This is a genomic window from Variovorax sp. FW301-JW7 (assembly GCF_058788795.1).
Window position 1 is genome coordinate 150,681 of sequence record NZ_JBYTBC010000004.1, and the last position, 21,484, is coordinate 172,164.

20 protein-coding genes are annotated in these 21,484 nt (G+C 64.6%); 13 read left to right on the forward strand and 7 right to left on the reverse strand.

Annotated elements, in window-relative coordinates; genetic code table 11:
• Positions 1-48 precede the first annotated feature (48 nt).
• Complete coding sequence (locus AC3WQM_RS12560) at positions 49-1,167, forward strand: ABC transporter substrate-binding protein (protein WP_139701560.1); 1,119 nt, start codon at positions 49-51, stop codon at positions 1,165-1,167.
• Between the two features lie 7 nt (positions 1,168-1,174).
• On the opposite strand, the gene AC3WQM_RS12565 is transcribed toward AC3WQM_RS12560, so the two are convergent.
• Positions 1,175-1,618, reverse strand: coding sequence for an acyl-CoA thioesterase (locus AC3WQM_RS12565; RefSeq protein ID WP_139701454.1), 444 nt, complete (start codon positions 1,616-1,618; stop codon positions 1,175-1,177).
• Between the two features lie 42 nt (positions 1,619-1,660).
• Here AC3WQM_RS12565 and AC3WQM_RS12570 point away from each other — a divergent pair, with 42 nt between their 5' ends.
• Complete coding sequence (locus AC3WQM_RS12570) at positions 1,661-3,496, forward strand: ABCB family ABC transporter ATP-binding protein/permease (protein ID WP_492679098.1); 1,836 nt, start codon at positions 1,661-1,663, stop codon at positions 3,494-3,496.
• 49 nt (positions 3,497-3,545) lie between these two features.
• Complete coding sequence (locus tag AC3WQM_RS12575; RefSeq protein ID WP_492679100.1) at positions 3,546-4,484, forward strand: 2-hydroxyacid dehydrogenase; 939 nt, start codon at positions 3,546-3,548, stop codon at positions 4,482-4,484.
• Between the two features lie 109 nt (positions 4,485-4,593).
• Here AC3WQM_RS12575 and AC3WQM_RS12580 read toward each other — a convergent pair whose 3' ends face one another.
• Complete coding sequence (locus AC3WQM_RS12580; RefSeq protein WP_492679102.1) at positions 4,594-6,036, reverse strand: amidase; 1,443 nt, start codon at positions 6,034-6,036, stop codon at positions 4,594-4,596.
• 61 nt (positions 6,037-6,097) lie between these two features.
• Here AC3WQM_RS12580 and AC3WQM_RS12585 point away from each other — a divergent pair, with 61 nt between their 5' ends.
• The 5 genes from AC3WQM_RS12585 (at position 6,098) to AC3WQM_RS12605 (ending at position 10,668) form a co-directional block, all read left to right on the forward strand.
• Positions 6,098-7,087: a LysR substrate-binding domain-containing protein gene (locus tag AC3WQM_RS12585; protein WP_153280726.1), complete on the forward strand. Its 990-nt coding sequence runs from the start codon at positions 6,098-6,100 to the stop codon at positions 7,085-7,087.
• A 382-nt stretch (positions 7,088-7,469) separates the two neighbouring features.
• Positions 7,470-8,369 carry an amino acid ABC transporter substrate-binding protein gene (locus AC3WQM_RS12590; protein ID WP_390346785.1) on the forward strand — a complete coding sequence of 300 codons (900 nt, stop codon included), beginning with the start codon at positions 7,470-7,472 and terminating at the stop codon, positions 8,367-8,369.
• Positions 8,370-8,465: 96 nt separating this feature from the next.
• Positions 8,466-9,194 carry an amino acid ABC transporter permease gene (locus AC3WQM_RS12595; RefSeq protein ID WP_492679104.1) on the forward strand — a complete coding sequence of 243 codons (729 nt, stop codon included), beginning with the start codon at positions 8,466-8,468 and terminating at the stop codon, positions 9,192-9,194.
• 1 nt (position 9,195) lies between these two features.
• On the forward strand, positions 9,196-9,885 hold the full coding sequence (locus AC3WQM_RS12600) for an amino acid ABC transporter permease (RefSeq protein ID WP_013539317.1): 690 nt from the start codon (positions 9,196-9,198) through the stop codon (positions 9,883-9,885).
• A 45-nt stretch (positions 9,886-9,930) separates the two neighbouring features.
• Positions 9,931-10,668 (forward strand): amino acid ABC transporter ATP-binding protein, encoded by a 738-nt coding sequence (locus AC3WQM_RS12605; protein WP_056576214.1) that lies wholly within the window; start codon positions 9,931-9,933, stop codon positions 10,666-10,668.
• A gap of 72 nt (positions 10,669-10,740) precedes the next feature.
• Here the strand turns inward: AC3WQM_RS12605 and AC3WQM_RS12610 are convergent, their stop codons facing one another.
• The 4 genes from AC3WQM_RS12610 to AC3WQM_RS12625 are packed head-to-tail and all read right to left on the reverse strand — an operon-like array spanning position 10,741 to position 14,680.
• A complete protein-coding gene (locus AC3WQM_RS12610) occupies positions 10,741-11,679 on the reverse strand; it encodes a nucleoside hydrolase (RefSeq protein WP_492679106.1) in 939 nt (312 codons plus the stop codon).
• Positions 11,680-11,728: 49 nt separating this feature from the next.
• The gene (locus AC3WQM_RS12615) at positions 11,729-12,766 is read right to left on the reverse strand and encodes a DctP family TRAP transporter solute-binding subunit (RefSeq protein WP_062471046.1); all 1,038 of its coding nucleotides are present in this window, start codon (positions 12,764-12,766) and stop codon (positions 11,729-11,731) included.
• 40 nt (positions 12,767-12,806) lie between these two features.
• Complete coding sequence (locus AC3WQM_RS12620; RefSeq protein WP_492679108.1) at positions 12,807-14,105, reverse strand: TRAP transporter large permease; 1,299 nt, start codon at positions 14,103-14,105, stop codon at positions 12,807-12,809.
• Entirely contained in the window at positions 14,102-14,680 is a 579-nt protein-coding gene (locus AC3WQM_RS12625) for a TRAP transporter small permease (RefSeq protein WP_447740998.1), read from the reverse strand. The genes AC3WQM_RS12620 and AC3WQM_RS12625 overlap by 4 nt, the downstream gene beginning before the upstream one ends.
• A gap of 271 nt (positions 14,681-14,951) precedes the next feature.
• Here AC3WQM_RS12625 and AC3WQM_RS12630 point away from each other — a divergent pair, with 271 nt between their 5' ends.
• The 4 genes from AC3WQM_RS12630 (at position 14,952) to AC3WQM_RS12645 (ending at position 19,313) form a co-directional block, all read left to right on the forward strand.
• On the forward strand, positions 14,952-15,575 hold the full coding sequence (locus tag AC3WQM_RS12630; RefSeq protein WP_492679110.1) for a hypothetical protein: 624 nt from the start codon (positions 14,952-14,954) through the stop codon (positions 15,573-15,575).
• 442 nt (positions 15,576-16,017) lie between these two features.
• The gene (locus AC3WQM_RS12635) at positions 16,018-17,670 is read left to right on the forward strand and encodes an AAA family ATPase (RefSeq protein WP_492679112.1); all 1,653 of its coding nucleotides are present in this window, start codon (positions 16,018-16,020) and stop codon (positions 17,668-17,670) included.
• Positions 17,667-18,548, forward strand: a complete 882-nt coding sequence (locus tag AC3WQM_RS12640) for a hypothetical protein (protein WP_492679114.1) — start codon at positions 17,667-17,669, stop codon at positions 18,546-18,548. Before AC3WQM_RS12635 ends, AC3WQM_RS12640 begins: the two co-directional genes overlap by 4 nt.
• Positions 18,549-18,830: 282 nt before the next feature.
• A complete protein-coding gene (locus AC3WQM_RS12645) occupies positions 18,831-19,313 on the forward strand; it encodes a GreA/GreB family elongation factor (protein ID WP_492679116.1) in 483 nt (160 codons plus the stop codon).
• A gap of 79 nt (positions 19,314-19,392) precedes the next feature.
• Here the strand turns inward: AC3WQM_RS12645 and AC3WQM_RS12650 are convergent, their stop codons facing one another.
• Complete coding sequence (locus AC3WQM_RS12650) at positions 19,393-20,859, reverse strand: aminotransferase-like domain-containing protein (RefSeq protein WP_492679118.1); 1,467 nt, start codon at positions 20,857-20,859, stop codon at positions 19,393-19,395.
• Between the two features lie 347 nt (positions 20,860-21,206).
• Between AC3WQM_RS12650 and AC3WQM_RS12655 the strand changes: the two genes are divergently transcribed.
• Complete coding sequence (locus tag AC3WQM_RS12655) at positions 21,207-21,443, forward strand: hypothetical protein (protein WP_062471033.1); 237 nt, start codon at positions 21,207-21,209, stop codon at positions 21,441-21,443.
• The last annotated feature ends 41 nt before the right edge of the window (positions 21,444-21,484 follow it).

Below are 21,484 nucleotides of genomic sequence, written 5' to 3' on the forward strand. Positions count from 1 at the left end.
GGCTTACTCGCGGGCACGCTCGCGGCGCCCTCGCTGGTGCTGGCGCGCGTGCGGCCGTTGCGCATCGGGGTCATCGGCTCGTGGTCGGGCCCCTATGCGGGCGGCGGGCGCCAGTTCGACGCCGGCATGGCGGTCTGGCTGGCCGACCACAAGCAGCAGATCGCGGGCCGGCCGGTGGAGCTGCTGCGCCGCGACGTGCCCGGCAGCGCGCCCGAACAGGCGCGGCGCCAGGCGCAGGACCTCATCGAGAGCGAGCGCGTCGACCTGCTCACGGGGCTGGACTTCAGCTCCAACGCCTACGCCGTCGGCACCGTCGCCACGCAGGCGCGCGTGCCGACCGTCATCATGAACGCCGCCTCCTCGGGCATCCCCGGGCGCTCGCCGTTCATGGTGCGGGTGTCATTCACCATCGCGCAGGTCACGGCGCCGCTGGCGCGCTGGGCGCTGCAGCAGGGGCTGCGCGACGTGTGCACCGTGGTGGCCGACTACGCCTCGGGCGTGGACGCCGAGAGCGCCTTCGTCTCCGGCATCACCGCGGGCGGCGGGCGCGTGGGCGCGATGCTGCGCGTGCCGCTGAACACGCTCGACTATTCGGCCTACATGCTGCGCCTGCGCGAGCTGAAGCCGCAGGCCGTGTTCTTCTTCCTGCCCTCGGGCCAGATGCCGGCCATCTTCCTGAAGTTCTGGCGCGACCGCGGCATGGCCGACACCGGCATCCGCCTGCTCGCCACGGGCGACGCCACCGACGACCACTACCTGGACGGCATCGGCGAACTGGCCGAGGGGCTGGTCACCAGCCACCACTATTCCTTCGCCCACGAGTCGCCGGCCAACCGGCGTTTCGCGGGCGCCTTCGAGACCGAGTACGGCAGCCACCTGCGCCCGGGCTACTTCGCCGTGGCGGCGCACGACGGGCTCGCGGCCATCGACGCCGCGTTGAGCGCGCCGGGCGCGCGCGGCGGCAAGGCGGGCGCCGAGCGGCTGGTGGATGCGTTCCGCGGCCTGCGGCTGGACAGCCCGCGCGGGCCGGTCGAGATCGACGCCCACACGCGCGACGTGGTGCAGTCGGTCTACATCCGCCGCGTGGAGCGGCGCGACGCGCGCTGGATCAACCGCGAGTTCGAATGCTTCGAGCGCGTGCGCGACGCCGGCATGGGCGTCGCCTGAAGGCGGCTCAGGCCGCCGGCTGTTCGATGGGGCGCGGGCGGCCGTTGTCGTCGATGGCCACGTAGGTGAACGTGGCCTGCGTCACCTTGATGTACTCGCCCTGCGCCCGGAAGCGCTCGGCGAACACCTCGACCGTCACGGTGATCGAGGTGCGGCCCACGCGCACCAGCTTCGAATAGAACGAGAGGATGTCGCCCAGCCGCACCGGCTGCTTGAAGATGAACTCGTTGACCGCCACCGTGGCCTGGCGGCCCTTGGCGTAGCGCGCCGGGATCACCGAGCCGGCCAGGTCGCACTGCGCCATCACCCAGCCGCCGAAGATGTCGCCGTTGGCGTTGCAGTCGGCCGGCATCGGGATGACCTTGAGCACCAGCTCCATGTCGGTGGGCAGGCTCTTGAGGGTGGCGGCGGCCGCCGCTGCGGCGGAAGCGGCACTGGAAGGGGTGGACATGGGCACAATCTGAAGCAACAACAACACCCACGATTGTCCCCCATGCGCCGAAGCGGCGAAGCTCTTTCCTCCTCTCCCCATGCGCCCGGCGGCCACCCGCCCGCGCGCTCCGACCGTTCCGACTGGGCGACCCTGCGCCGCCTCTTTCCCTATCTCTGGCAGTACAAATGGCGCGTGATGGCCGCGCTGGCCTTCATGGTGGGCGCCAAGGTGGCCAACGTGGGCGTGCCGGTGCTGCTGAAGAACCTCATCGACACGATGACGCCCAAGCCCGACATGGCGCAGGCGCTGCTCATCGTGCCGATCGGGCTGTTGCTGGCCTACGGGCTGCTGCGCTTTTCCACGGCGCTCTTCGGCGAGCTGCGCGAGCTGATCTTCGCCAAGGCCACCGAAGGCACGGCGCGACAGATCGCGCTGGAGGTGTTCGGCCACCTGCACTCGCTGAGCCTGCGCTTTCACCTGGAGCGCCAGACCGGCGGCATGACGCGCGACATCGAGCGCGGCACGCGCGGCGTGCACTCGCTCATCTCGATGTCGCTGTACAGCATCGTGCCGACCATCATCGAGCTGGCGCTGGTGCTCACCATATTGGGTGTGAAGTTCGACGCGCTGTTCGTGTGGATCACGGGCGTGGCGCTGGTGCTGTACATCACCTTCACCGTGACGGTGACCGAGTGGCGCACGCAGTTTCGCAAGACCATGAACGAGCTCGACTCGATGGCGCAAAGCCGCGCGGTCGATTCGCTCCTGAACTACGAAACGGTCAAGTACTTCAACAACGAAGACTTCGAGGCGAAGCGCTACGACGCCAGCCTCGACCGCTACCGCAAGGCCGCCATCAAGAGCCAGCGCACGCTGAGCATGCTCAACACCGGCCAGCAGCTGTTGATTGCCGTGAGCCTGGTGCTGATGCTGTGGCGCGCCACCTCGGGCGTGGTCGAAGGACGCATGACGCTGGGCGACCTGGTGATGGTCAACGCCTTCATGATCCAGCTCTACATTCCGCTCAACTTTTTGGGCGTGATCTACCGCGAGATCAAGCAGAGCCTGACCGACCTGGACAAGATGTTCGTGCTGATGGAAAAAGAGCGCGAGGTGCGCGACGCGCCCGGTGCGCAGCCGCTGGCGGGCGTCGACTCGACCATCCGCTTCGAGGACGTGAGCTTCGCCTACGAGCCCGACCGCCCGATCCTCAAGCACGTGAGCTTCGAGATTCCTTCCGGCAAGACGGTGGCCGTGGTCGGCCCCTCGGGCTCGGGCAAGTCGACGCTGGCGCGCCTCCTGTACCGCTTCTACGACGTGCAGCAGGGCCGCATCACCATCGGCGGCGAAGACATCCGCGCCGTGCAGCAGTCCAGCGTGCGCCGCGCCATCGGCATCGTGCCGCAGGACACGGTGCTGTTCAACGACACGGTCGAATACAACATCGCCTACGGCCGCCCCGGCGCGACGCGCGAAGAGGTGGAGGGCGCCGCACGCGCTGCGCGCATCCACGACTTCATCTCGGCCACGCCCAAGGGCTACGAGACGACGGTGGGCGAGCGCGGCCTGAAGCTGTCGGGCGGCGAGAAGCAGCGCGTGGCCATCGCGCGCACGCTCTTGAAGAATCCGCCGATCGTGATCTTCGACGAGGCCACCTCGGCACTCGACTCGGCCAACGAGCGCGCGATCCAGTCCGAGCTGCGCAGCGCCGCGCAGGGCAAGACCACGCTGGTCATCGCGCACCGCCTCTCGACCGTGGTCGAGGCGCACGAGATCCTGGTGCTCGAATCGGGCGTGATCGTCGAGCGCGGCACGCACGCCGATCTGCTCGCGCAGCAGGGGCGCTATGCGCAGATGTGGGCTTTGCAGAAGAGCGAAGCGGTCCCGATGCTCTAGCCCGATCATTCACCCCTTCTTTCCTTTCACCGACCCCAGGAGTTCAGACGTGTCGACCAAGATTCCCCTGCTGGTGCTCAACAGCCTCTCGAGCGCCCACCAGGCCCAGATTGCCGAGGTCTACGACATGACCTACGCCTTCGGCGACGCGCAGCGCGCCGCCGCCATCGCCGAGCACGGCCCCAAATTCCGCGCGGTGCTGACCATCGGCGTCATCGGCCTCACGCCCGCCGAGATCGACGCCATGCCGGCGCTCGAGCTGGTCTGCTGCATGGGCGCGGGCTACGAAGGCGTGCCGCTTGAGGTCACGCGCGCACGCGGCATCGCCACTGCCAACGGCGCCGGCACCAACGACGACTGCGTGGCCGACCACGCCTTCGGCCTGCTCATCAGCATCGTGCGCGAGTTCCGCACGCTCGACCGGCTGTGCCGCGAAGGCGTGTGGCGCGAAGCCATTCCGCAGCCGCCGAACGTGTCGGGCAAGAAGCTCGGCATCCTGGGGCTGGGCACCATCGGCCAGAAGATCGCCAAGCGCGCCGCCGCCTTCGACATGGCCATCGGCTATCACAACCGCAAGCCGCGCGAAGGTGCCACGCACCGCTACTTCGACGACCTGAAGTCGCTCGCCACCTGGGCCGATTTCCTGGTGCTGGCCGCGCCGGGCGGGCCGGCCACGAAGCACCTGGTCAACGCCGAAGTGCTCGACGCGCTCGGGCCGCAGGGCTATCTCGTGAGCATCGGCCGCGGCAGCGTGGTCGACACCGAGGCGCTGGCGACGGCGCTGCGCGAACACCGCATCGCGGGCGCGGGCCTGGACGTGTACGAGAGCGAGCCCAAGCGCCCCGAGCCGCTCATCGGCCTGGACAACGTGCTGCTCACGCCGCACATGGCGGGCTGGTCGCCCGAGGCCACGCAGAAGTCGGTGGACCACTTCCTCGCGAACGCCGAAGGGCACTTCGCGGGGCGCGGTGTCGTGACGCCGATCTGAGTGTTTTGCTCCTTCCCCCTCTGGGGGAAGGTTGGGATGGGGGCGGGCAGGGCGCCCGATGGATGCGCCGCGTGCCCCCACCCCCGCCCTCCCCCGGAAGGGGAGGGAGTCAAGCCAATGCAGAGGGGCGGTGCGCCGCCCAGCCGCAGGCCTGGTCGTAGGCATGCCCCAGCCGCAGCACGTCGAGGTCCGCATGGATCGGCCCGGCCAGCTGCAGCCCCATCGGCAGCCCGCCGTCGCCGAAGCCCGCGCGCACATTGAGCGTGGGCAGGCCCGCCAGCGTGAAGGGCGTGACGATCTCCATCCAGCGGTGGTAGGTGTCGCTCTTCACGCCGTTCACCTCGGCCGGCCAGTGCAGTTCGGCATCGAACGGGAACACCTGCGCCGTCGGCGCGACCACGAAGTCGAAGCGCTCGAAGAGCTTCAGGAACGCGCGGTACACGTTCGATCGGTAGTGCGAGGCCTGGTACAGCGAGGCGGCGTCCAGGTGCCGGCTTTGCTCGATCTCCCATTGCGCCTCGGGCTTGAGCTGCGCGAACAGCTTCGGGTCGCTCAGGTAGGCGCCGAGCTTGCCGCCCACCAGCAGTTGCCTCAATCGCAGCCACGCGCTCCAGTTGTGCTCGCGCGGCACGTCGAGCGTGCAGGGTTCGACCTCACAGCCGATGGTGCGGAAGGTGTCGAGCGCCTGTTCGCCGAGTTCGCGCACGCCCGGCGCCAGCGGCAGTTCGGGCCAGAGGCTGCCGAGCCAGCCGACGCGCAGGCCGCGGCCGTCGCCGTCCAGCTGCAGGTCGTCGGGCGAGGGCAGGGCGTGCGGCGACGACAGCGGCACGCGCGTGTCGAAACCCGCCTGCACGGCCAGCAGCCGGGCCGCGTCTTCCACGGTGCGGCCCATCGGGCCTTCGCAGCCCAGCTGCTGGAAGAACAGCTCCTGCTCAGGGTCACCGGGCACGCGCCCGCGTGAAGGCCGTAGGCCGATCACGTTGTTGAAGGCGGCGGGGTTGCGCAGCGATCCCATCATGTCGCTGCCGTCGGCCACGGGCAGCATGCCCAGGGCCAGCGCCACGGCCGCGCCGCCGCTGCTGCCGCCCGCGCTGCGATCGGGCGCGTAGGCGTTGCGCGTGATGCCGAACACCGTGTTGTAGGTGTGCGAGCCGAGGCCGAACTCGGGCGTGTTGGTCTTGCCGATGACCACGGCGCCGGCCGCGCGCATGCGCGCCACATGCAGGCTGTCGGTGCGCGCGGGCGAGCGCGGCGACAGCGGCGAGCCCATCGAGGTCGGCAGGCCGGCGGCGTGGCTCAGGTCTTTCACGGCCAGCGGAAAGCCGTGCATCCAGCCGCGCCGTTCGCCGCGCGCCAGTTCGGCGTCGCGTTCGTCGGCCTCGGCCAGCAGCTGGGCGGGGTCGCGCAGGGAGACGATGGCGTTGAACCGCGGGTTGAGCGCATCGATGCGGGCGAGCGACGCCTGCATCACCTCGCGGCAGGACACGTCGCGGGCCGCGATCTTGCGCGAAAGTTCGGTGGCGCTGAGGTCAGGCAGGTCGTCGAAAGGCATGGCGCATGCGGGAAAAGGAGGGGGCGCCCAGTATGGCGCGGCGCTCGCATAATCGCCGCGTATGGAAACAAAGTGGCTCGAAGACTTCATCAGCTTGGCGGAAACCCGCAGCTTCAGCCGCTCGGCCCAGTTGAGGCACGTGACGCAGCCGGCGTTCTCGCGGCGCATCCAGGCGCTCGAGGGGTGGGCCGGCACCGACCTGGTCGACCGCAGCTCCTACCCCACGCGCCTCACGCCCGCGGGCCAGACGCTGTACAGCCAGGCCATCGAGATGCTGCAGTCGCTGCAGAGCACGCGCGCCATGCTGCGCGGCCATTCGGCCGCCGGCCAGGACGTGATCGAGATCGCCGTGCCGCACACGCTGGCCTTCACCTTCTTTCCCTCGTGGGTCACCAGCCTGCGCGAGCACTTCGGGCCGATCAAGAGCCGGCTCATTGCGCTCAACGTGCATGACGCGGTGCTGCGCCTGGTCGAGGGCAGCTGCGACCTGCTGATCGCCTACCACCACCCCTCGCAGCCGCTGCAGCTCGATGCCAACAAGTACGAGATGGTCAGCCTGGGCGAGGAAACCGTGGCCCCCTGGGTCAAGGCCGATGCCGAAGGTGCACCGCGCTACCGGCTGCCGGGCCGCCCGGGCCAGCCGCTGCCCTACCTGGGCTATGCGCCGGGCGCCTACCTCGGGCGCGTGGTCGACCAGCTGTTGAAAGAGTCGGGCACCGCCATCCACCTCGACCGCGTCTACGAGACCGACATGGCCGAAGGCCTGAAGGTGATGGCGCTCGAAGGCCACGGCATCGCCTTCCTGCCACAGAGCGCGGTGCGCAAGGAGATCAAGGCGCGCAAGCTCGTGAGCGCGCTGCCGCCCGAGATCGACAGCCTCGAGGCCAAGATGGAGATCCGTGCCTACCGCGAGCGGCCCAGCGCGCCGGTTCCGGTGAAGGCCGGCGCCAGCCGCTCGGCGGCACGGGCCGGGTTGTCGGAAAGCATGCAGCCCAAGCGCACGGCCGACGCGCTCTGGTCGTACCTGGTCGGGACCCAGCCGCCGCACTGAACGAGCGTGAACGGCGGGCAGATTTGTGCACTGCACAATCTATAAGCACCACGCATACGGCCCCCCGCAATCAGCATTGGCGGCCGGGCCGCGCCGCCACTACAGTCGCGGCAGTTTTTTTCGGCCGTTGCACGCCGGGGATCGCCGGTCGCTGCTTGCGCCACGCACACAGCCGCCCCAACGCGGGCACAAAGGCTGCTTAGTGAAAGTCGGACAATGCGAAATGTCTGGATTGCACCAGGCTGGCGCCCCGATGGGCGCGGCCGGTGCGAGGCGGGCGGCGATGCCCGTGGAATGCACCGGGTTGGTCCGGGTATCCCGCAAAATGCGAGTGTCTAGAATTTCGTTCTATTTGTTTCAGTCACCCTCAGGAGCTTTTCGTATGAAAAAACAAGTATTGGCATTGGCTGTCGCAGCGCTCGCCACCAGCGGCGCCTTCGCGCAGGCCAATGACACCCTGGCCAAGATCAAGGCCTCGGGCACCATCACCGAAGGCGTGCGTGAGTCCTCCGGCCTTTCGTACACGCTCGGCAATGGCCAGTACACCGGCTTCCATTACGACGTCTGCGCCAACATCATCAAGGACCTGGAGAAGGCCGCCGGCAAGAAGCTCGAAGTCAAGTACCAGCCCGTGACTTCGCAGAACCGCATCCCCCTCGTGCAGAACGGCACCGTGGACATCGAGTGCGGCTCCACCACCAACAACGCCACCCGCCAGAAGGACGTGGCTTTCGGCGTGACCACCTACGTCGAAGAAACCAAGATCGTCGTCAAGGCCAACTCGGGCATCAACTCGCTGGCCGACCTGAAGGACAAGACGGTCGCCACCACCACCGGCACCACGCCGCTGCAGACCGTGCGCAAGCAAAAGCGCGCCGAGAACCTGACCTTCAAGGAGGTCTACGGCAAGGACCACTCCGACAGCTTCCTGCTGCTGGAAACCGGCCGTGCCGACGCCTTCGTGATGGACGGCTCGATCCTGGCTGCCCTGGCCGCCAAGTCGAAGTCGCCCAAGGACTACAAGATCCTGAACGACGTGCTGGCCGTGGAACCCATCGCCATCATGATCCGCAAGGACGACCCGGCTTTCAAGAAGGCCGTGGACGACAGCATCAAGGCACAGGCCAAGTCGGGCGAACTCGCCAAGCTGTATGACAAGTGGTTCCTCAAGCCGATTCCCCCGGCCAACGTGACCATCAACCTGCCGCTGGGCGAAGCCACCAAGAACGCGTGGGCCAACCCGAACGACAAGCCTGCCGAAGACTACGTCACCAAGGAATAAGCGCGCGTCGCTGCGTGAATGGACGCCCACCTTTCACGGTGGGCGTTTCTTTTCAAGGGACGGTTTTTCGAAAAGAAGCTGAAGGAGTAAACACACATGGGAAACTGGGATTGGCAGGTCTTCCTGCAAGACCCCGGGGGGGAATATCCGAGCTACCTGCAATGGATGCTCTCGGCCTGGGGCTGGACGGTGTCGGTCGCGCTGCTGGCGTTGATCGTCGCGCTGGTGCTGGGCTCGCTGATCGGCATCATCCGCACGCTGCCCGACAGCCCGTGGCTCGTGCGCTTCGGCAATGCATGGGTGGAGCTCTTTCGCAACATCCCGCTGCTGGTTCAGATCTTCCTCTGGTATCACGTGATTCCGGCGCTCATCCCCGTGATGAAGGGCGTGCCGAGTTTCATCCTCGTGGTGCTGGCGCTGGGCTTCTTCACCTCGGCGCGTATCGCCGAGCAGGTGCGCTCCGGCATCCAGGCGCTGCCCAAGGGCCAGCGTTATGCGGGCATGGCGGTGGGTTTCACCACGCCGCAGTACTACCGCTACGTGATCCTGCCGATGGCCTACCGCATCATCATCCCGCCGCTCACGAGCGAGACGATGAACATCTTCAAGAATTCGTCCGTCGCGTTCGCCGTGTCGGTCACAGAACTCACCATGTTCGCCATGCAGGCGCAGGAAGAAACCTCGCGCGGCATCGAGGTCTACCTCGCGGTGACGGCGTGCTACGTGGTGTCGGCGCTCATCATCAACCGCCTCATGGCGTTCATCGAGAAGAAGACCCGCGTGCCGGGCTTCATCGTCTCGGCCAGCGGCGGCGGAGGACACTGACATGATGAATCTCGACCTGTCCTTCTACAACTGGGACGTCATCAGCAACTTCGTCATCAAGGGCTTCTACTTCAGCATCATGCTGACGGTGGTGGCCACGATCGGCGGCGTGATCTTCGGCACGATCCTGGCGCTCATGCGCCTGTCGGGCAAGAAGTGGCTCGATACGCCCGCGGCCATCTACGTCAACGGCATGCGAAGCATCCCGCTGGTGATGGTGATCCTGTGGTTCTTCCTGCTGGTGCCGGCGTCGTTCTATTCGCTGTTCGGTTCGCTCGGCTCGAACTACCGCTCGGAAATCTCGGCGGTGATCACCTTCGTCGCGTTCGAGGCGGCCTACTTCTCCGAGATCATGCGCGCGGGCATCCAGTCGATCCCGCGCGGCCAGGTGAACGCGGGCCAGGCGGTGGGCATGACCTACGGCCAGAACATGCGTCTCGTGGTGCTGCCGCAGGCCTTCCGCAACATGCTGCCGGTGCTGCTCACGCAGACCATCATCCTGTTCCAGGACACCTCGCTGGTCTACGCCATCGGCGCCTACGACATGCTCAAGGGCTTTGAAACGGCGGGCAAGAACTTCGGCCGTCCGATCGAGGCCTACCTGCTCGCAGCCGTCGTGTACTTCGTCATGTGCTACGCCCTTTCCTGGCTGGTGAAACGCCTGCACAAGAAAATCGCCATCATTCGCTGATCGAGTTGGCTGAACTGAACCGGAGAGAAACAAATGTCCGAAAAAATGATTGAAATCAAGAACGTCTCCAAGTGGTACGGCCCGGTGCAGGTGCTCAACGATTGCTCGGTGAACATCTCCAAGGGCGACGTGGTCGTGGTGTGCGGCCCGTCGGGTTCCGGCAAGTCCACGCTCATCAAGACCGTGAACGCGCTCGAGCCCTTCCAGAAGGGCGAGATCACCGTCAACGGCATCCCGCTGCACGACCCCAAGACCAACCTGCCCAAGCTGCGCTCCAAGGTCGGCATGGTGTTCCAGCACTTCGAGCTGTTCCCGCACCTGTCGGTGACCGAGAACCTCACGATCGCGCAGATCAAGGTGCTGGGCCGCACGCCCGACGAAGCGAAGACCCGCGGCCTGAAGATGCTCGACCGCGTGGGCCTGATGGCGCACAAGGACAAGTTCCCAGGCCAGCTGTCGGGCGGCCAGCAGCAGCGCGTGGCGATCGCCCGTGCGCTGTCGATGGACCCGATCGTGATGCTGTTCGACGAACCCACCTCGGCGCTCGACCCCGAGATGGTCGGCGAAGTGCTCGACGTGATGGTGAGCCTGGCCAAGGAAGGCATGACCATGATGGTGGTCACGCACGAAATGGCCTTCGCCCGCAAGGTCGCGAGCCGCGTGATCTTCATCGACGTGGGCGGCAAGATCCTCGAAGACTGCCCGAAGGACGAGTTCTTCAACCACCCGGAAAACCGTCAGCCGCGCACGAAGGATTTCTTGAACAAGATCCTGCAGCACTGATCCGCTGCGCGCCCCAAGCAAAAAGCCACGCTGTCCGCAGCGTGGCTTTTTTCATGGGGTTCGGGTTGAGGCTCAGGGCAGCCGCACGATGTGCTCCGTCAGCAGGTCGAAGAAGCCCTGCGCATCGCCATCGACGACCCACTGCACGTTGGCCGGCCGCTTCAGGCTGCCGTGCCAGTCGGCCACGGTCTGGCCAAAGCCCATGCCTTCGCGGCTGTCGATCTCGACGTGGATGCGGCGGCCCTGGAACAGGTCGGGGCGCAGCAGGTAGGCCGTCACGGTGGCGTCGTGCACCGGGCCGCCGGGCATGCCGTAGTGGGCCATCTCCTGCGGCGCGTAGGCGTCGAGGATGTCGGCAACGATCGCGCCCGCGCGGTTGCCCAGCTGGCGCAGCCGCGCGATGCGCGCGTCGCTCGTGAGGATCTTGTGCGTCACGTCCAGCGGCAGCATCGTGATCGGCACGCCGCTCTTGAGCACCGCCTCGGCCGCATGCGGGTCGGCGAACACGTTGAACTCCGCCACCGGCGTGATGTTGCCGCCGTTGAAGTGCGCGCCGGCCATGAGCACCAGCTCGCGCAGGCCGCGCACGATGTCGGGCGCCTGTTCGAGCGCGAGTGCGAGGTTGGTCTGCGGGCCGAGCATGGCGAGCGTCACGCTGTGCTCAGGTGCGGCGCGCAGCGTACGAACGAGATAGTCGACGGCGCTGCCCTCGGCCAGTGGCACGGCGGGCTCGTGCACGGCCACGCCCGTGAGGCCTTCGCGGCCGTGGATGTTGGCGGCGTAGATCGGTGTGCGCTGCAGGGGCCGCTCGGCGCCCGCGTAGACCGGAAGCTCCGGTCGTCCGGCCCATTCGCAGGCCAGGCGCGCGTTGCGCGAGGTCTTGGCCAGGGGAACATTGCCTGCCACCGTGGTCAGCGCCTGAATCGCCAGAGATTCGGGCGCCGCCAGGGCGAACAGCAGCGCGATCACGTCGTCCGCGCCGGGGTCCGTGTCGATGATCAGGGTGTGCATGGCGACATTGTCATGCCGCCCCGATCCACCGACGGCGATGCGCGGCTGCTTACTTCGCGCGTGCGGCGATGGCCTTCTCGGCCTTGGCCACCAGGTCGACGCCGACGGTCGACTTCCACTTGTCGTACACCGGGCGCGTGGCCTTCACGAAGGCGTCGCGCTCGGCCGGCGTGAGGTTGGTCACCGTCACGCCCATGGCCGCGATGTCCTTCAGCACGGGCTTGTCGGCTTCGACCAGGCCCTTGCGCGCGATGGCGATTTCCTGCTTGCCGGCATCGAGCGCGGCCTGGCGCACGATGGCCTGGTCGGCCGGCGTCCACGAGGCCCAGATTTCCTTGTTCACGACGAACACCAGCGGGTCGGCCACGTAGCCCCAGGTGGTGACGAACTTCTGGCCCACCGTGTGCATCTTGAGCACGGTGAACAGGAACAGCGGGTTCTCCTGGCCGTCGACCGCGCCGCTGGCGAGCGCGGGCTGCGCGTCGGCCCAGCTCATCTGCGTGGGGTTGGCGCCCAGCGCGGTGAGCATGTCGGAGTAGATGGGCGAGCCCACCACGCGGATCTTCATGCCCTTGATGTCGGCCGGTGACTTGATCGGCTTCTTCGAGTTGGTGATCTCGCGGAAGCCGTTCTCGCCCCAGGCGAGCGGCACCACGCCGGCCTTGTCGAGCGTCTTGAACATGTCCTTGCCCACCTCGCCCTGCGTGAGCGCGTCGATGGCCGCGTAGTCGGGCATCAGGAAGGGCATGGAGAACAGGTTGAGCTGCTTCACTTGCGGCGACCAGTTGATGGTCGAGCCCACGGCCATGTCGATCACGCCCTGGCGCAGCGCGCTGAACTCGCGCGTCTGGTCGCCCTGGATCAGCGACACGCCCGGGTACAGCTTGATGTTGATGCGGCCCTGGGTGCGCTCCTTCACGAGGTCCGCCCAGATCTTGCCGGCCTGGCCCCACGGCGTGGGCGGGCCCAGCACCAGCGACATCTTGTACTCGGGCTTGTAGGTGGCCTGCGCCATCGCGCCGGTCGAGAACAGGCCGAGCGTGGCGGCGACGGCGGCAAGGCCCAGCAGGGTGCGGCGGAATTTCATGAGAGCGGTCTCCTCTTTGTCTGTCGATGGATCGAAAAAATCAGTAGCCCAGCTTGCGCGGCAGCCAGAGCGCGAGTTCGGGAAAGGCGATTACCAGCACCATCACCACGAACATCGAGAACAGCATCCAGCCCACCCACTGCACGGTTTCTTCCATGCGCACCTTGGCGATGCGGCACGAGACCATGAGGTTGACCGCCAGCGGCGGCGTGAACTGGCCCAGCGCCACCTTCAGCGTGAGGATCACGCCGAACCACACCGGGTCCCACTTGTAGTGCTGCACGATGGGCAACAACAGCGGCACGAAGATCAGGAAGATCGACACGCCGTCCAGGAACATGCCCACCGTGATCAGCAGCAGGATCAGGAGCGCCAGGATGCCGTACTCGCCCAGCCCCGAATTCACGATGGCGCGCGTGACCGGATCGATGACGCCCAGCGTCGACAGCGAGTACGCGAAGATGCCCGCCAGCGACACCACCAGCAGGATCACCGCCGACAGCTCGCCCGACTCGCGCAGGATCACGAACAGGTCGCGCACCTTGATCGTCCGGTGGATGCACATGCCCACGAACAGGCCGTAGAACACGGCGACCACGGCCGCCTCGGTGGGCGTGAACCAGCCCGCGCGCATGCCGCCCAGAATGAGCACCGGCGCCGCCAGGCCCCAGATCGCTTCGCGAAAGCTCTTCCAGAACGGCGGGCGCGGCAGCGTCGATTCGAGCGCGCCCATCTTGTGCTTGCGCGCCAGCCACACGGCCGGAATCATCAGCGCCAGGCCGGCCATGATGCCGGGGATCATGCCGGCCGCGAACAGCGCCGGCACCGAGGCGCCGGGCACCAGCACCGAGTACACGATGAACGCGACCGACGGCGGAATCAAAATGTCGGTGGCCGCCGCGGCGCCCACCACGCTGGCCGAGAAGGCCGGCGGGTAGCCGGCGAGGCTCATGGCCGCGATCATCACCGCGCCCACGGCGGCGGCGTTGGCCGGGCCCGAGCCCGAGATGCCGCCCAGGAACATCGCCACCGCAATCGCCACCAGCGGCAGCATGCCGGGGCCGCGGCCCACGATGGCGATGGCGAAGTTGACCAGCCTCAGCGCCACGCCCGAGCGGTCGAAGATGGAGCCGACCAGCACGAACATCGGGATCGCCAGCAGCGGGTACTTGCCCAGACCGGCGTAGAAGTTCTGCGGCACGGCCAGCAGGCCGAACCACTGGGCGTCGGCGTTGGCCAGCGCAATGCAGGCGGCGCCCGCCAGGCCGAGCGCGGCGCCGATGGGCACGCCCACCAGCATCATCACGACGAAGGCGACGAAGAGCAGGGTGGCGATCACTTGGCGTCGCCCTTCTTGCTGTCGTCAGACTTGTAGTTCGTCTTGCGCCCACGGCGGACCATCAGGCCGATGGCGCGCCCCGCGATCGCGAACGACACGATGGGCAGCCAGATCGAATACCACCAGGCCGGCAGGCCGATGCCGGGCGTGGTTTCCTCGAAGCGGTAGTCGTCCCACACCATGCGGATGCTGAGCGCGCCGATCAGCGCGAACAGGATGGCGATCATCAGCGCGCCGAACTGGGCCAGGCGCTTGCGCCGCGCCATGGAGCCGCTTTCCGAGAAGTACTCGATGCGGATGTGCCGGTCGCGCGCCACGGCGGCCGAGCCGGCCACCAGCGCCAGCATGATCATGAGGAACACCGAGAACTCCTCCGTCCACGCGAAGGACGAGTCGGTGAAGTAGCGCACGATGACGTTGGCAAACGTGATGAGCGCCAGCGCGCCCATGATGAGAACCGTGAGCCAGTCTTCGATGGCGAGGGGAACCTTGGTGGGTTCGTCGGCGGCTTCGATGTCGGGGGGGAGGGGACTGGCGGCGTCCAGCGTGGGGCCGGACTCGGGAGGAGTTGTCATCGCAGGAAAGGGCAGCTGAGGCAGGCGCCAAGTCACCGGGCGGACGCCGGGACGCGATCCGTACACCTTGACAGGCGAGCAGCGCTCGATGCTAGGGGGTCAATGACCATTCATATATCGGGGGTTTCCTTAGCTGTGGCGGTGCGTGGACGGCCTCGGCTTCGGGGCGCGTGCACAGGACACCGGGTACTCCCCTCCGCGAATGTCCCCCGCCCTTCGGGCTCCTCCTTGATTTCGCTGCGGGGAGCACCCGATGCCCTGCGCACGATGAGTGCGGCTGTGGCGTTGGTGGGTCGACCGCTGCGGCGGATTGCAGATGGATGTGCGGGGCGTACCACTGAGCTTTCGTGAGCGACAGGCACTGGCGAAGCAGAAGCCCGAAGGGCTGGTGCCGGATGCGGTCGACATGGACAGGGCTGCGTTCAATGTTCGCTTCAGACTGGTTGTTGTCGTTCGATCGGGCGGACCGGAGGGGTACTATCGGCCAGAACCAACCATTCGCTGCGTCGGGAAAATTCGAATAGAAGCGGGCATCGCAGAAAGACAAGGGACCTACATGCCAACGTTCTCGATCTATGCGAACGAGGTGCTGGTTGGGTACTCCAGCTTGGAGTTGGGCGACCCTCCTATGGGCGTAGCGTTTGGCATATTTCGACCGGTTCCGGGGTACTCGAATATCCGCGCCGAATGCATTTCAAATCACGCTCATCAGGCCCACCTTGCCCTAACAGTGCGAACAGAAGACCAAACGGTCCTCGCCTGTGCTGGCGTGTGCATCATGGACTGCGACGATGGCCCCGATAGCATCGAGGTGAACGTCTTGGGCATTTCCTACCCGGCCTATGAGACGTTGTTTCCCGAGCACGTCGCAGCCTATGAGCGACAGTGGAGCTGATCACGTCGGCTTTCCGCTGCGAACTCGGTCACGACGGCGGCGCGACTGGCTGCAGTCGGCCAGAAGCAGATGTAGGAGTCGCCGCAGCCAATGTCCGCTTCAGGCTCTCGCGATCAGTCGCCAGAGACTGCTTTGTGGAAATCCGGTAGCGGCCCGCCCACCCGCTCAGAGTTGTCTGAGGATTTTGCGTCGAATAGTTGGGTTCTGACTGCCGCTACAGTCATGCCAGCGTAATGCAACAGTAGGCTTGCATGCGTTCACAAGAAATTTCGCCGCCTGGACGCGGTGCTTTGGAGGAAATCTTGATGCCGCAGTTCGACGGCCGCTGGCTGAGCTTGAGTCCCGACGCTGAGCTCGCTGGGGCTAAGGGCCCCGCATGCAGAGGAAGCCAGCGACAGGTACTACGCGCAGTCACTGGTGCTTCTCCGCCTGGGAGCAACGAATGAACCAGATTCAGTTTCATGTGGTCAAGCCGCGCACGCGCATAGATGCGAAGACAGCTCCGGACCTTGTCCTTGCCCAGGACAACTGGAACGATTTCTCTTTCCAGACGCTGTACCACCTTTCCTACTTCTCAACCGCTGACGGTGTGCGGGAGGAGACTCTTATCGGGTCCGTCAAGATTCTTCGGCGAGGACAGACGGTCAGCGACGGCATCCTCGTTCAGAATGATTTCAGCCAGCTCGGCGAGGAGTTCTGCTCCGCAGGGGAGTCACTCGACTACTACTTGCGGCTACGCGCGTTGGGCGACTTGGGCGCCGAGATTCTCTTGAGGCTTCGCGATGTCGTCCAGTCGCCCGAGCTGGTCGAGCAGTTCTCAAGCGAACCGGGTTGGTCGAAGTCGCTTTACCGGGACCAAGTCGACAGCGGGGCGAACTTCCGGTATTTGGCAGGGGGAGTTGTTCAAGGGCACTATTCGGCCGAACCGGTTGACCAACAGCCGTTTAGCTTCCAGATGCCAGGCTGGCAGAACGGTGTGAACATCGACACACGGTCAGAGACACTGGACATCTTCAGCCCTCCGAATCTGCCTGAGCGTGTGAATGTCCTAGTCGGGCGAAACGGTTCAGGCAAGAGCACGCTTCTGTCTCGGTTGGCGCGTGTGGCATTCGCCTCCACCACCGAGCGCTTGGCGACACCTTTAAGCGACCTTGGCACCTTGCTCCCCGGCGGGGTCGGATTCCCGCGCATCGTCACGATTGCCTTCAGTCCATTCGATAACTTCAAGCTGCCCGGCTCTGACGCGCGAAACGTTGCCCAGGTCGCTAAGGACATGCAGCGCGGGATAGGACGGTTCGCGTTCATCGGTCTGCGGGATTTCGAGGCCGAAGCCAATGTGTCGCTTTCCGACCTGCCGAGCTCAGCGCTCGGCCAACTGATTCCCGATGCAGACCGCGTCAACCAGACCCGGCTGAAATCTATTGCGGACCTTGTGAACGACTTCGAGCAATACCGTTCCAGGATTGATGAGTACCCAGACAGACAACTCGTTCTTCGGCAGGCACTCAACAAGCTGCGTGTCGGGCTTGTCTCCGAGGAATGGAACGGCGGCCCGGCAACGGGAACGCCAGCGGAGGCGGTGACGTGGTTCCGGCAGTGCAGCACTGGGCACAAGATTGCAGTGCTAGTAATCTTCGGACTGGTCGCGCGCCTTGAGACGCGGTCGTTGGTGCTCATCGACGAGCCCGAGACACACCTTCATCCGCCGCTGCTGTCGGCCATGATGCATGCCCTTCGGCTCGTATTGCGGAAGTTCGAGTCCGCAGCACTGGTTGCGACCCATTCGCCCGTGGTGGTGCAAGAGTGCCTTGCCAAACACGTTCACGTCGTACGACGTGAAGGCGACAGCCTCGCTGTGCGGGCAGTGAGCGCTGAGACCTTTGGCGAAAGCATTGGGTTAATCACCGCGCAGGTGTTCGGGATGGAGAGCAACGCCACAGACTTTCACGAGGTCCTCGATAAGCTGATTGAGAAGCACAAGTCGGCGGAAGCGATTGAGAGGTTGTTCCTCGACGGGGTGATGAGCAACCAGGCCCGAGCATATGTAATCTCCAAGCTGGCGAGCGGAGCCGAAGCAGGTGGAGTCGAACAGTGACGATGTGGAACTTGCAGCGCCTCGTTGGTTTTGATGCTAGAGCACATCTAGACACGGCATTTGGGGAAGAAGCAGTTACTGAGGACGAGAAGGCTTTCCTGATGGGCCTCTACCAGCAATACGAGGCAGGCTTGGGCAGGCCGTCTGACGCAATGCTCGCGGTTGGTCAGCGGCCTGAGCTGTTTACCTTGGTACACGATGCCTACGGACTAGTTCAGGATGGCCGCAGACTGAAGCAACTGCGCGCAGACTTGAAACTTTTGGCTGACTACTGCCCTTACTGCGGCTTTGCACCAATATCTGACCTCGACCACCACCTTCAGCGTGGTCGGTTCAAGCTGCTGAGCATCTTCGCGTTGAACCTAGTCCCCTGTTGCAGTCCGTGCAATACAGGGAAGCGACGCACCCCTTCGGAGAATCCCGCCGAGCACCAGCTACATACATATCTTGAGTCTGTCGCTCAGTTCGATTTTCTCCGTGCGGCTGTCGCGCTTCATGCAGGAACCGGCGCCCTTGAAGTGACGTATTCGGTGGCGCAATGCGCGGGCATGTCTGCTGAACTGCATGGTCGCCTCCAGCACCATCTCACCGAGTTCGACCTGCAAAAGAAGTACGCGAAGCAGGTGAATATCCATCTCAGCGAACACGAGTTTGGGCTGTCGATGGCCTTTGACACGGGGCCTGCTACGCTCCAACGATACCTCGCTGGGACAGCTGCTGGACACATGAAAAACTTTGGGGTTAACGACTGGCGCACCGCGCTATTCCGTGGCCTGTCGCAATGCAATGCATTTTGGAATGGCGGGTTCAAGAAGGCCCTTGGCATCGTCGATGCCGCGGCGCCCGCAGTACTACCGGATCTAGAAAACTTGGCCTAGCTCGTCGCAGCTTCTACCCACCCGAGTTGCCGGTTAAGCGGTACATGCAGGCTTAGCGATGCCTCCCCGTAGCTAGATCGTCAAATGGCAGCTATCAGGCGACGAGCTCGATGAGTTGAAGAGCGGAAATTGCTGCCAAGCGGACGGATGCAGGATTCGGACAAAGGTCGGCTTAGGGCTCATAGCTGAAGTTAACGCGTAGCCAACAGAAGCGTCGAAGGCTTCTGGAGCCCTTCATAATCAAAACCCGCCCCCGCTTGTTCGAGATACCAACCTTTCGTCATGGATAAATTCTTGCTGCAACAGCAGGTGCTGGAACGGCTCGCCGAAGACCTGCTGCAAGCCGAACAGGCAGTGCGGGCAGCCCATGAAACGGCGACTCACGAAGAGAACATCGCCGAAAACAAATACGACACATTGGGACTCGAAGCCGCCTACCTGGCCACCGGCCAAGCTCGGCGCGCCGAAGCCATACGCCAGGCGATGGCCAACTGGCGCCAATTCCGCCCGCGTCCCTACGACGCCAGCATAGGAATACGGCTCGGCGCGTTGGTCTGCCTGGTCGATTCCGACGACAAGCAGCAACAGCTCTTTCTCGGCCCGGATGGGGGCAGCATGACGTTGGTCAGCGGCACTCAGCTGGTTCAGGTCATCAGCAGCGAAGCCCCTTTGGGTCGGGCAATGCTGGGCAAATGCGTGGGTGATGAGGTGTCGATACAGGTCGCTCCAATCCGACAGCAGTTTGAGGTGCTGCGGGTTCTTTAAGCCGCGACTGGACAGAAGCGGCACGCGCGACGTTGAGAGTCAGTCGAAGGCGGCGGACCTCGACCTGCATTGACGCCAACTAGGGTCTCGACGAACGTTCCTCGAAGATGGGCCCCGAATTTCCAGTTGTAGATTTGAGCTGCGCGTTGGCGAGATCTCCAAGACTCCTGATAGCCCCTTCCAAGCGCGGGTCGCCGAGATACCCGTAGTTGATGCGCAGGTGCCGGGTGTATCGGCGGTCGGCTGAAAACAAATGGCCCGGCGCTACGCCTATGCCGAGCCGAAGAGCGTCCTGGTGCAGTGCGAGCGAGTCGACTCCTTCTGGCAGCGCGAGCCACAGGAAATAGCCACCCTCGGGGCGCGTGACCCGCGTTCCAGTTGGAAAGTATCGATCGATAAATCGCAAGCATGCAGCCTGCTGGCGGCTGAGCGAATGCCGCAGGGCGCGCAGGTGACGATCGAAACTCTTGTGTTGCAGGTACTCCTGCAACGCCAGTTGCGAGGGGAGTGCCGTCGCCAGCGAGCTCATCAACTTGTTGCGACCCAAAGTGGCTGCAAAGCGACCGCCCGCTACCCAACCGATGCGATATCCGGGTGCCAGGGATTTCGAGAAAGAACTGCAGTGCAGCACCCAGCCATCCCGGTCCCAGGCCTTGGCTGGTGGCGGTCTTCGAGCCCCATGCGCGAGCTCGCCGTACACGTCGTCTTCGATCAGCGGTATGGCGCGGGTGGTGAGCATGCTGACCAGTTGCTCTTTGGCTGCGTCGCTCATGGTGCAGCCCATTGGATTCTGGAAGGTCGGCATGAACCAGCAGGCCTTCACCGGATGCTGGTCGATCACGCGAGCAAGAGAGTCGAGATCTACGCCTGTACGCGGGTGGGTCTCAACCTCGACCGCGCGAAGTCCGCGCCGCTCCAGTGCCTGCAACGCACCATAGAAGGTTGGCGTTTCGATCGCCACGAGGTCGCCTGGCTGCGTCACCGATTCGAGCGCAAGATTGAGTGCTTCCATCGCCCCGCTGGTAATGACCAGTTCAGACGCAGGAACATCCATCCCGACGCTGCCGTAACGCAGGGAGATCTGATGGCGCAATTGGGCGTTTCCTGGTGACAAATCCTCGACGGTCTGCCAAGGATCCATCCGCTTGAGCGCTCGCGTCAGGCCGGCGGCAAGTTGCTCGAAGGGAAACAGCTCTGGCGACGGAAAGGCCGAGCCGAGCGGGACCATATCGCGTTCGCGAGCCTGTGCAAGGACCTGAAAGACAAGCGACGAGACGTCGACCGACATGGACCGCAGGACAGGCTCGCTGGCGGCGAGTTCGTTGGTCGGCATTTCCGCGCCCGCTCGAACGAAGTATCCCGACCGCTGCCGAGCTTCGACAAGCCCTTGCGCTTCCAGCAGGTAGTAAGCAGAGAACACGGTGGACGCACTGATGCCCATTTGCGACTTCAGTTCGCGCACGGAGGGAAGGCGATCGTTCGCCTTCAGGCTACCCGCGCGAATACGCTGAGCGATGTTGTCGGCAAGCTTCTCGTAGCGGTTCATGGGCATCTCGTTCTGATACGGTCGTTCTGGACCGCTCCAGAGATTGTCATATCAGACGTCGGCCTGCCCCGGCGCGACTACCGGCCTCCTTTCATCTGATACGGAAATTTTCAGCTGATCTGGTTCTGTACGTATCAGCCTGGAAGATGAACACTCGACAGCACGATGAGAGTGCTTCTGTGGTGCAGGCAGACTGCTCCGCCTTTCGACGCGTCTTGCGGACGCCCATTTAGCTGACCGCTACCGTTTCGTTAGATTGATTGATTGACCGTTTCTTCATTGGTCTATTGAGCTAATCGCCGCACTCGAGCACTTCGCCGTCTGTCACCATTGATATCCCTTCAATCATGAATTCAATCCCTATCTCTTTTGTTATTTTCAAGGTTCTCGTGCTCAGCGTGGGCATGTATTTAGCCGTCAAGTGGCATTACGAACGGGGACAGAAGGACAAAAATCAGAAGACAGCTGCAGTGGTGCTGACATCCATCAAGGTGGGCGGGGCGTTCGTCGCTTCTGCGTTCCTCGTGCTCTTCCTCACCTTTGAATTTTGCAATTGGATGGGTCTGGACCTGGCCATGCAGTGATTGGAAGTTTTCGGTCGATAGCCCGGATACGACGCGACTGA

Bases quoted from the DNA above. Each gene is read 5' to 3' on its own strand.
- AC3WQM_RS12610 (WP_492679106.1), bottom strand. From the start codon at position 11,679: ATGCACACCCTGATCATCGACACGGACCCCGGCGCGGACGACGTGATC.
- AC3WQM_RS12650 (WP_492679118.1), bottom strand. From the start codon at position 20,859: ATGAACCGCTACGAGAAGCTTGCCGACAACATCGCTCAGCGTATTCGC.
- AC3WQM_RS12565 (WP_139701454.1), bottom strand. From the start codon at position 1,618: ATGTCCACCCCTTCCAGTGCCGCTTCCGCCGCAGCGGCGGCCGCCGCC.
- AC3WQM_RS12655 (WP_062471033.1), top strand. From the start codon at position 21,207: ATGAATTCAATCCCTATCTCTTTTGTTATTTTCAAGGTTCTCGTGCTC.
- AC3WQM_RS12645 (WP_492679116.1), top strand. From the start codon at position 18,831: ATGGATAAATTCTTGCTGCAACAGCAGGTGCTGGAACGGCTCGCCGAA.
- AC3WQM_RS12595 (WP_492679104.1), top strand. From the start codon at position 8,466: ATGGGAAACTGGGATTGGCAGGTCTTCCTGCAAGACCCCGGGGGGGAA.
- AC3WQM_RS12615 (WP_062471046.1), bottom strand. From the start codon at position 12,766: ATGAAATTCCGCCGCACCCTGCTGGGCCTTGCCGCCGTCGCCGCCACG.
- AC3WQM_RS12585 (WP_153280726.1), top strand. From the start codon at position 6,098: ATGGAAACAAAGTGGCTCGAAGACTTCATCAGCTTGGCGGAAACCCGC.
- AC3WQM_RS12600 (WP_013539317.1), top strand. From the start codon at position 9,196: ATGATGAATCTCGACCTGTCCTTCTACAACTGGGACGTCATCAGCAAC.
- AC3WQM_RS12635 (WP_492679112.1), top strand. From the start codon at position 16,018: ATGAACCAGATTCAGTTTCATGTGGTCAAGCCGCGCACGCGCATAGAT.
- AC3WQM_RS12625 (WP_447740998.1), bottom strand. From the start codon at position 14,680: ATGACAACTCCTCCCGAGTCCGGCCCCACGCTGGACGCCGCCAGTCCC.
- AC3WQM_RS12590 (WP_390346785.1), top strand. From the start codon at position 7,470: ATGAAAAAACAAGTATTGGCATTGGCTGTCGCAGCGCTCGCCACCAGC.
- AC3WQM_RS12580 (WP_492679102.1), bottom strand. From the start codon at position 6,036: ATGCCTTTCGACGACCTGCCTGACCTCAGCGCCACCGAACTTTCGCGC.
- AC3WQM_RS12570 (WP_492679098.1), top strand. From the start codon at position 1,661: ATGCGCCGAAGCGGCGAAGCTCTTTCCTCCTCTCCCCATGCGCCCGGC.
- AC3WQM_RS12605 (WP_056576214.1), top strand. From the start codon at position 9,931: ATGATTGAAATCAAGAACGTCTCCAAGTGGTACGGCCCGGTGCAGGTG.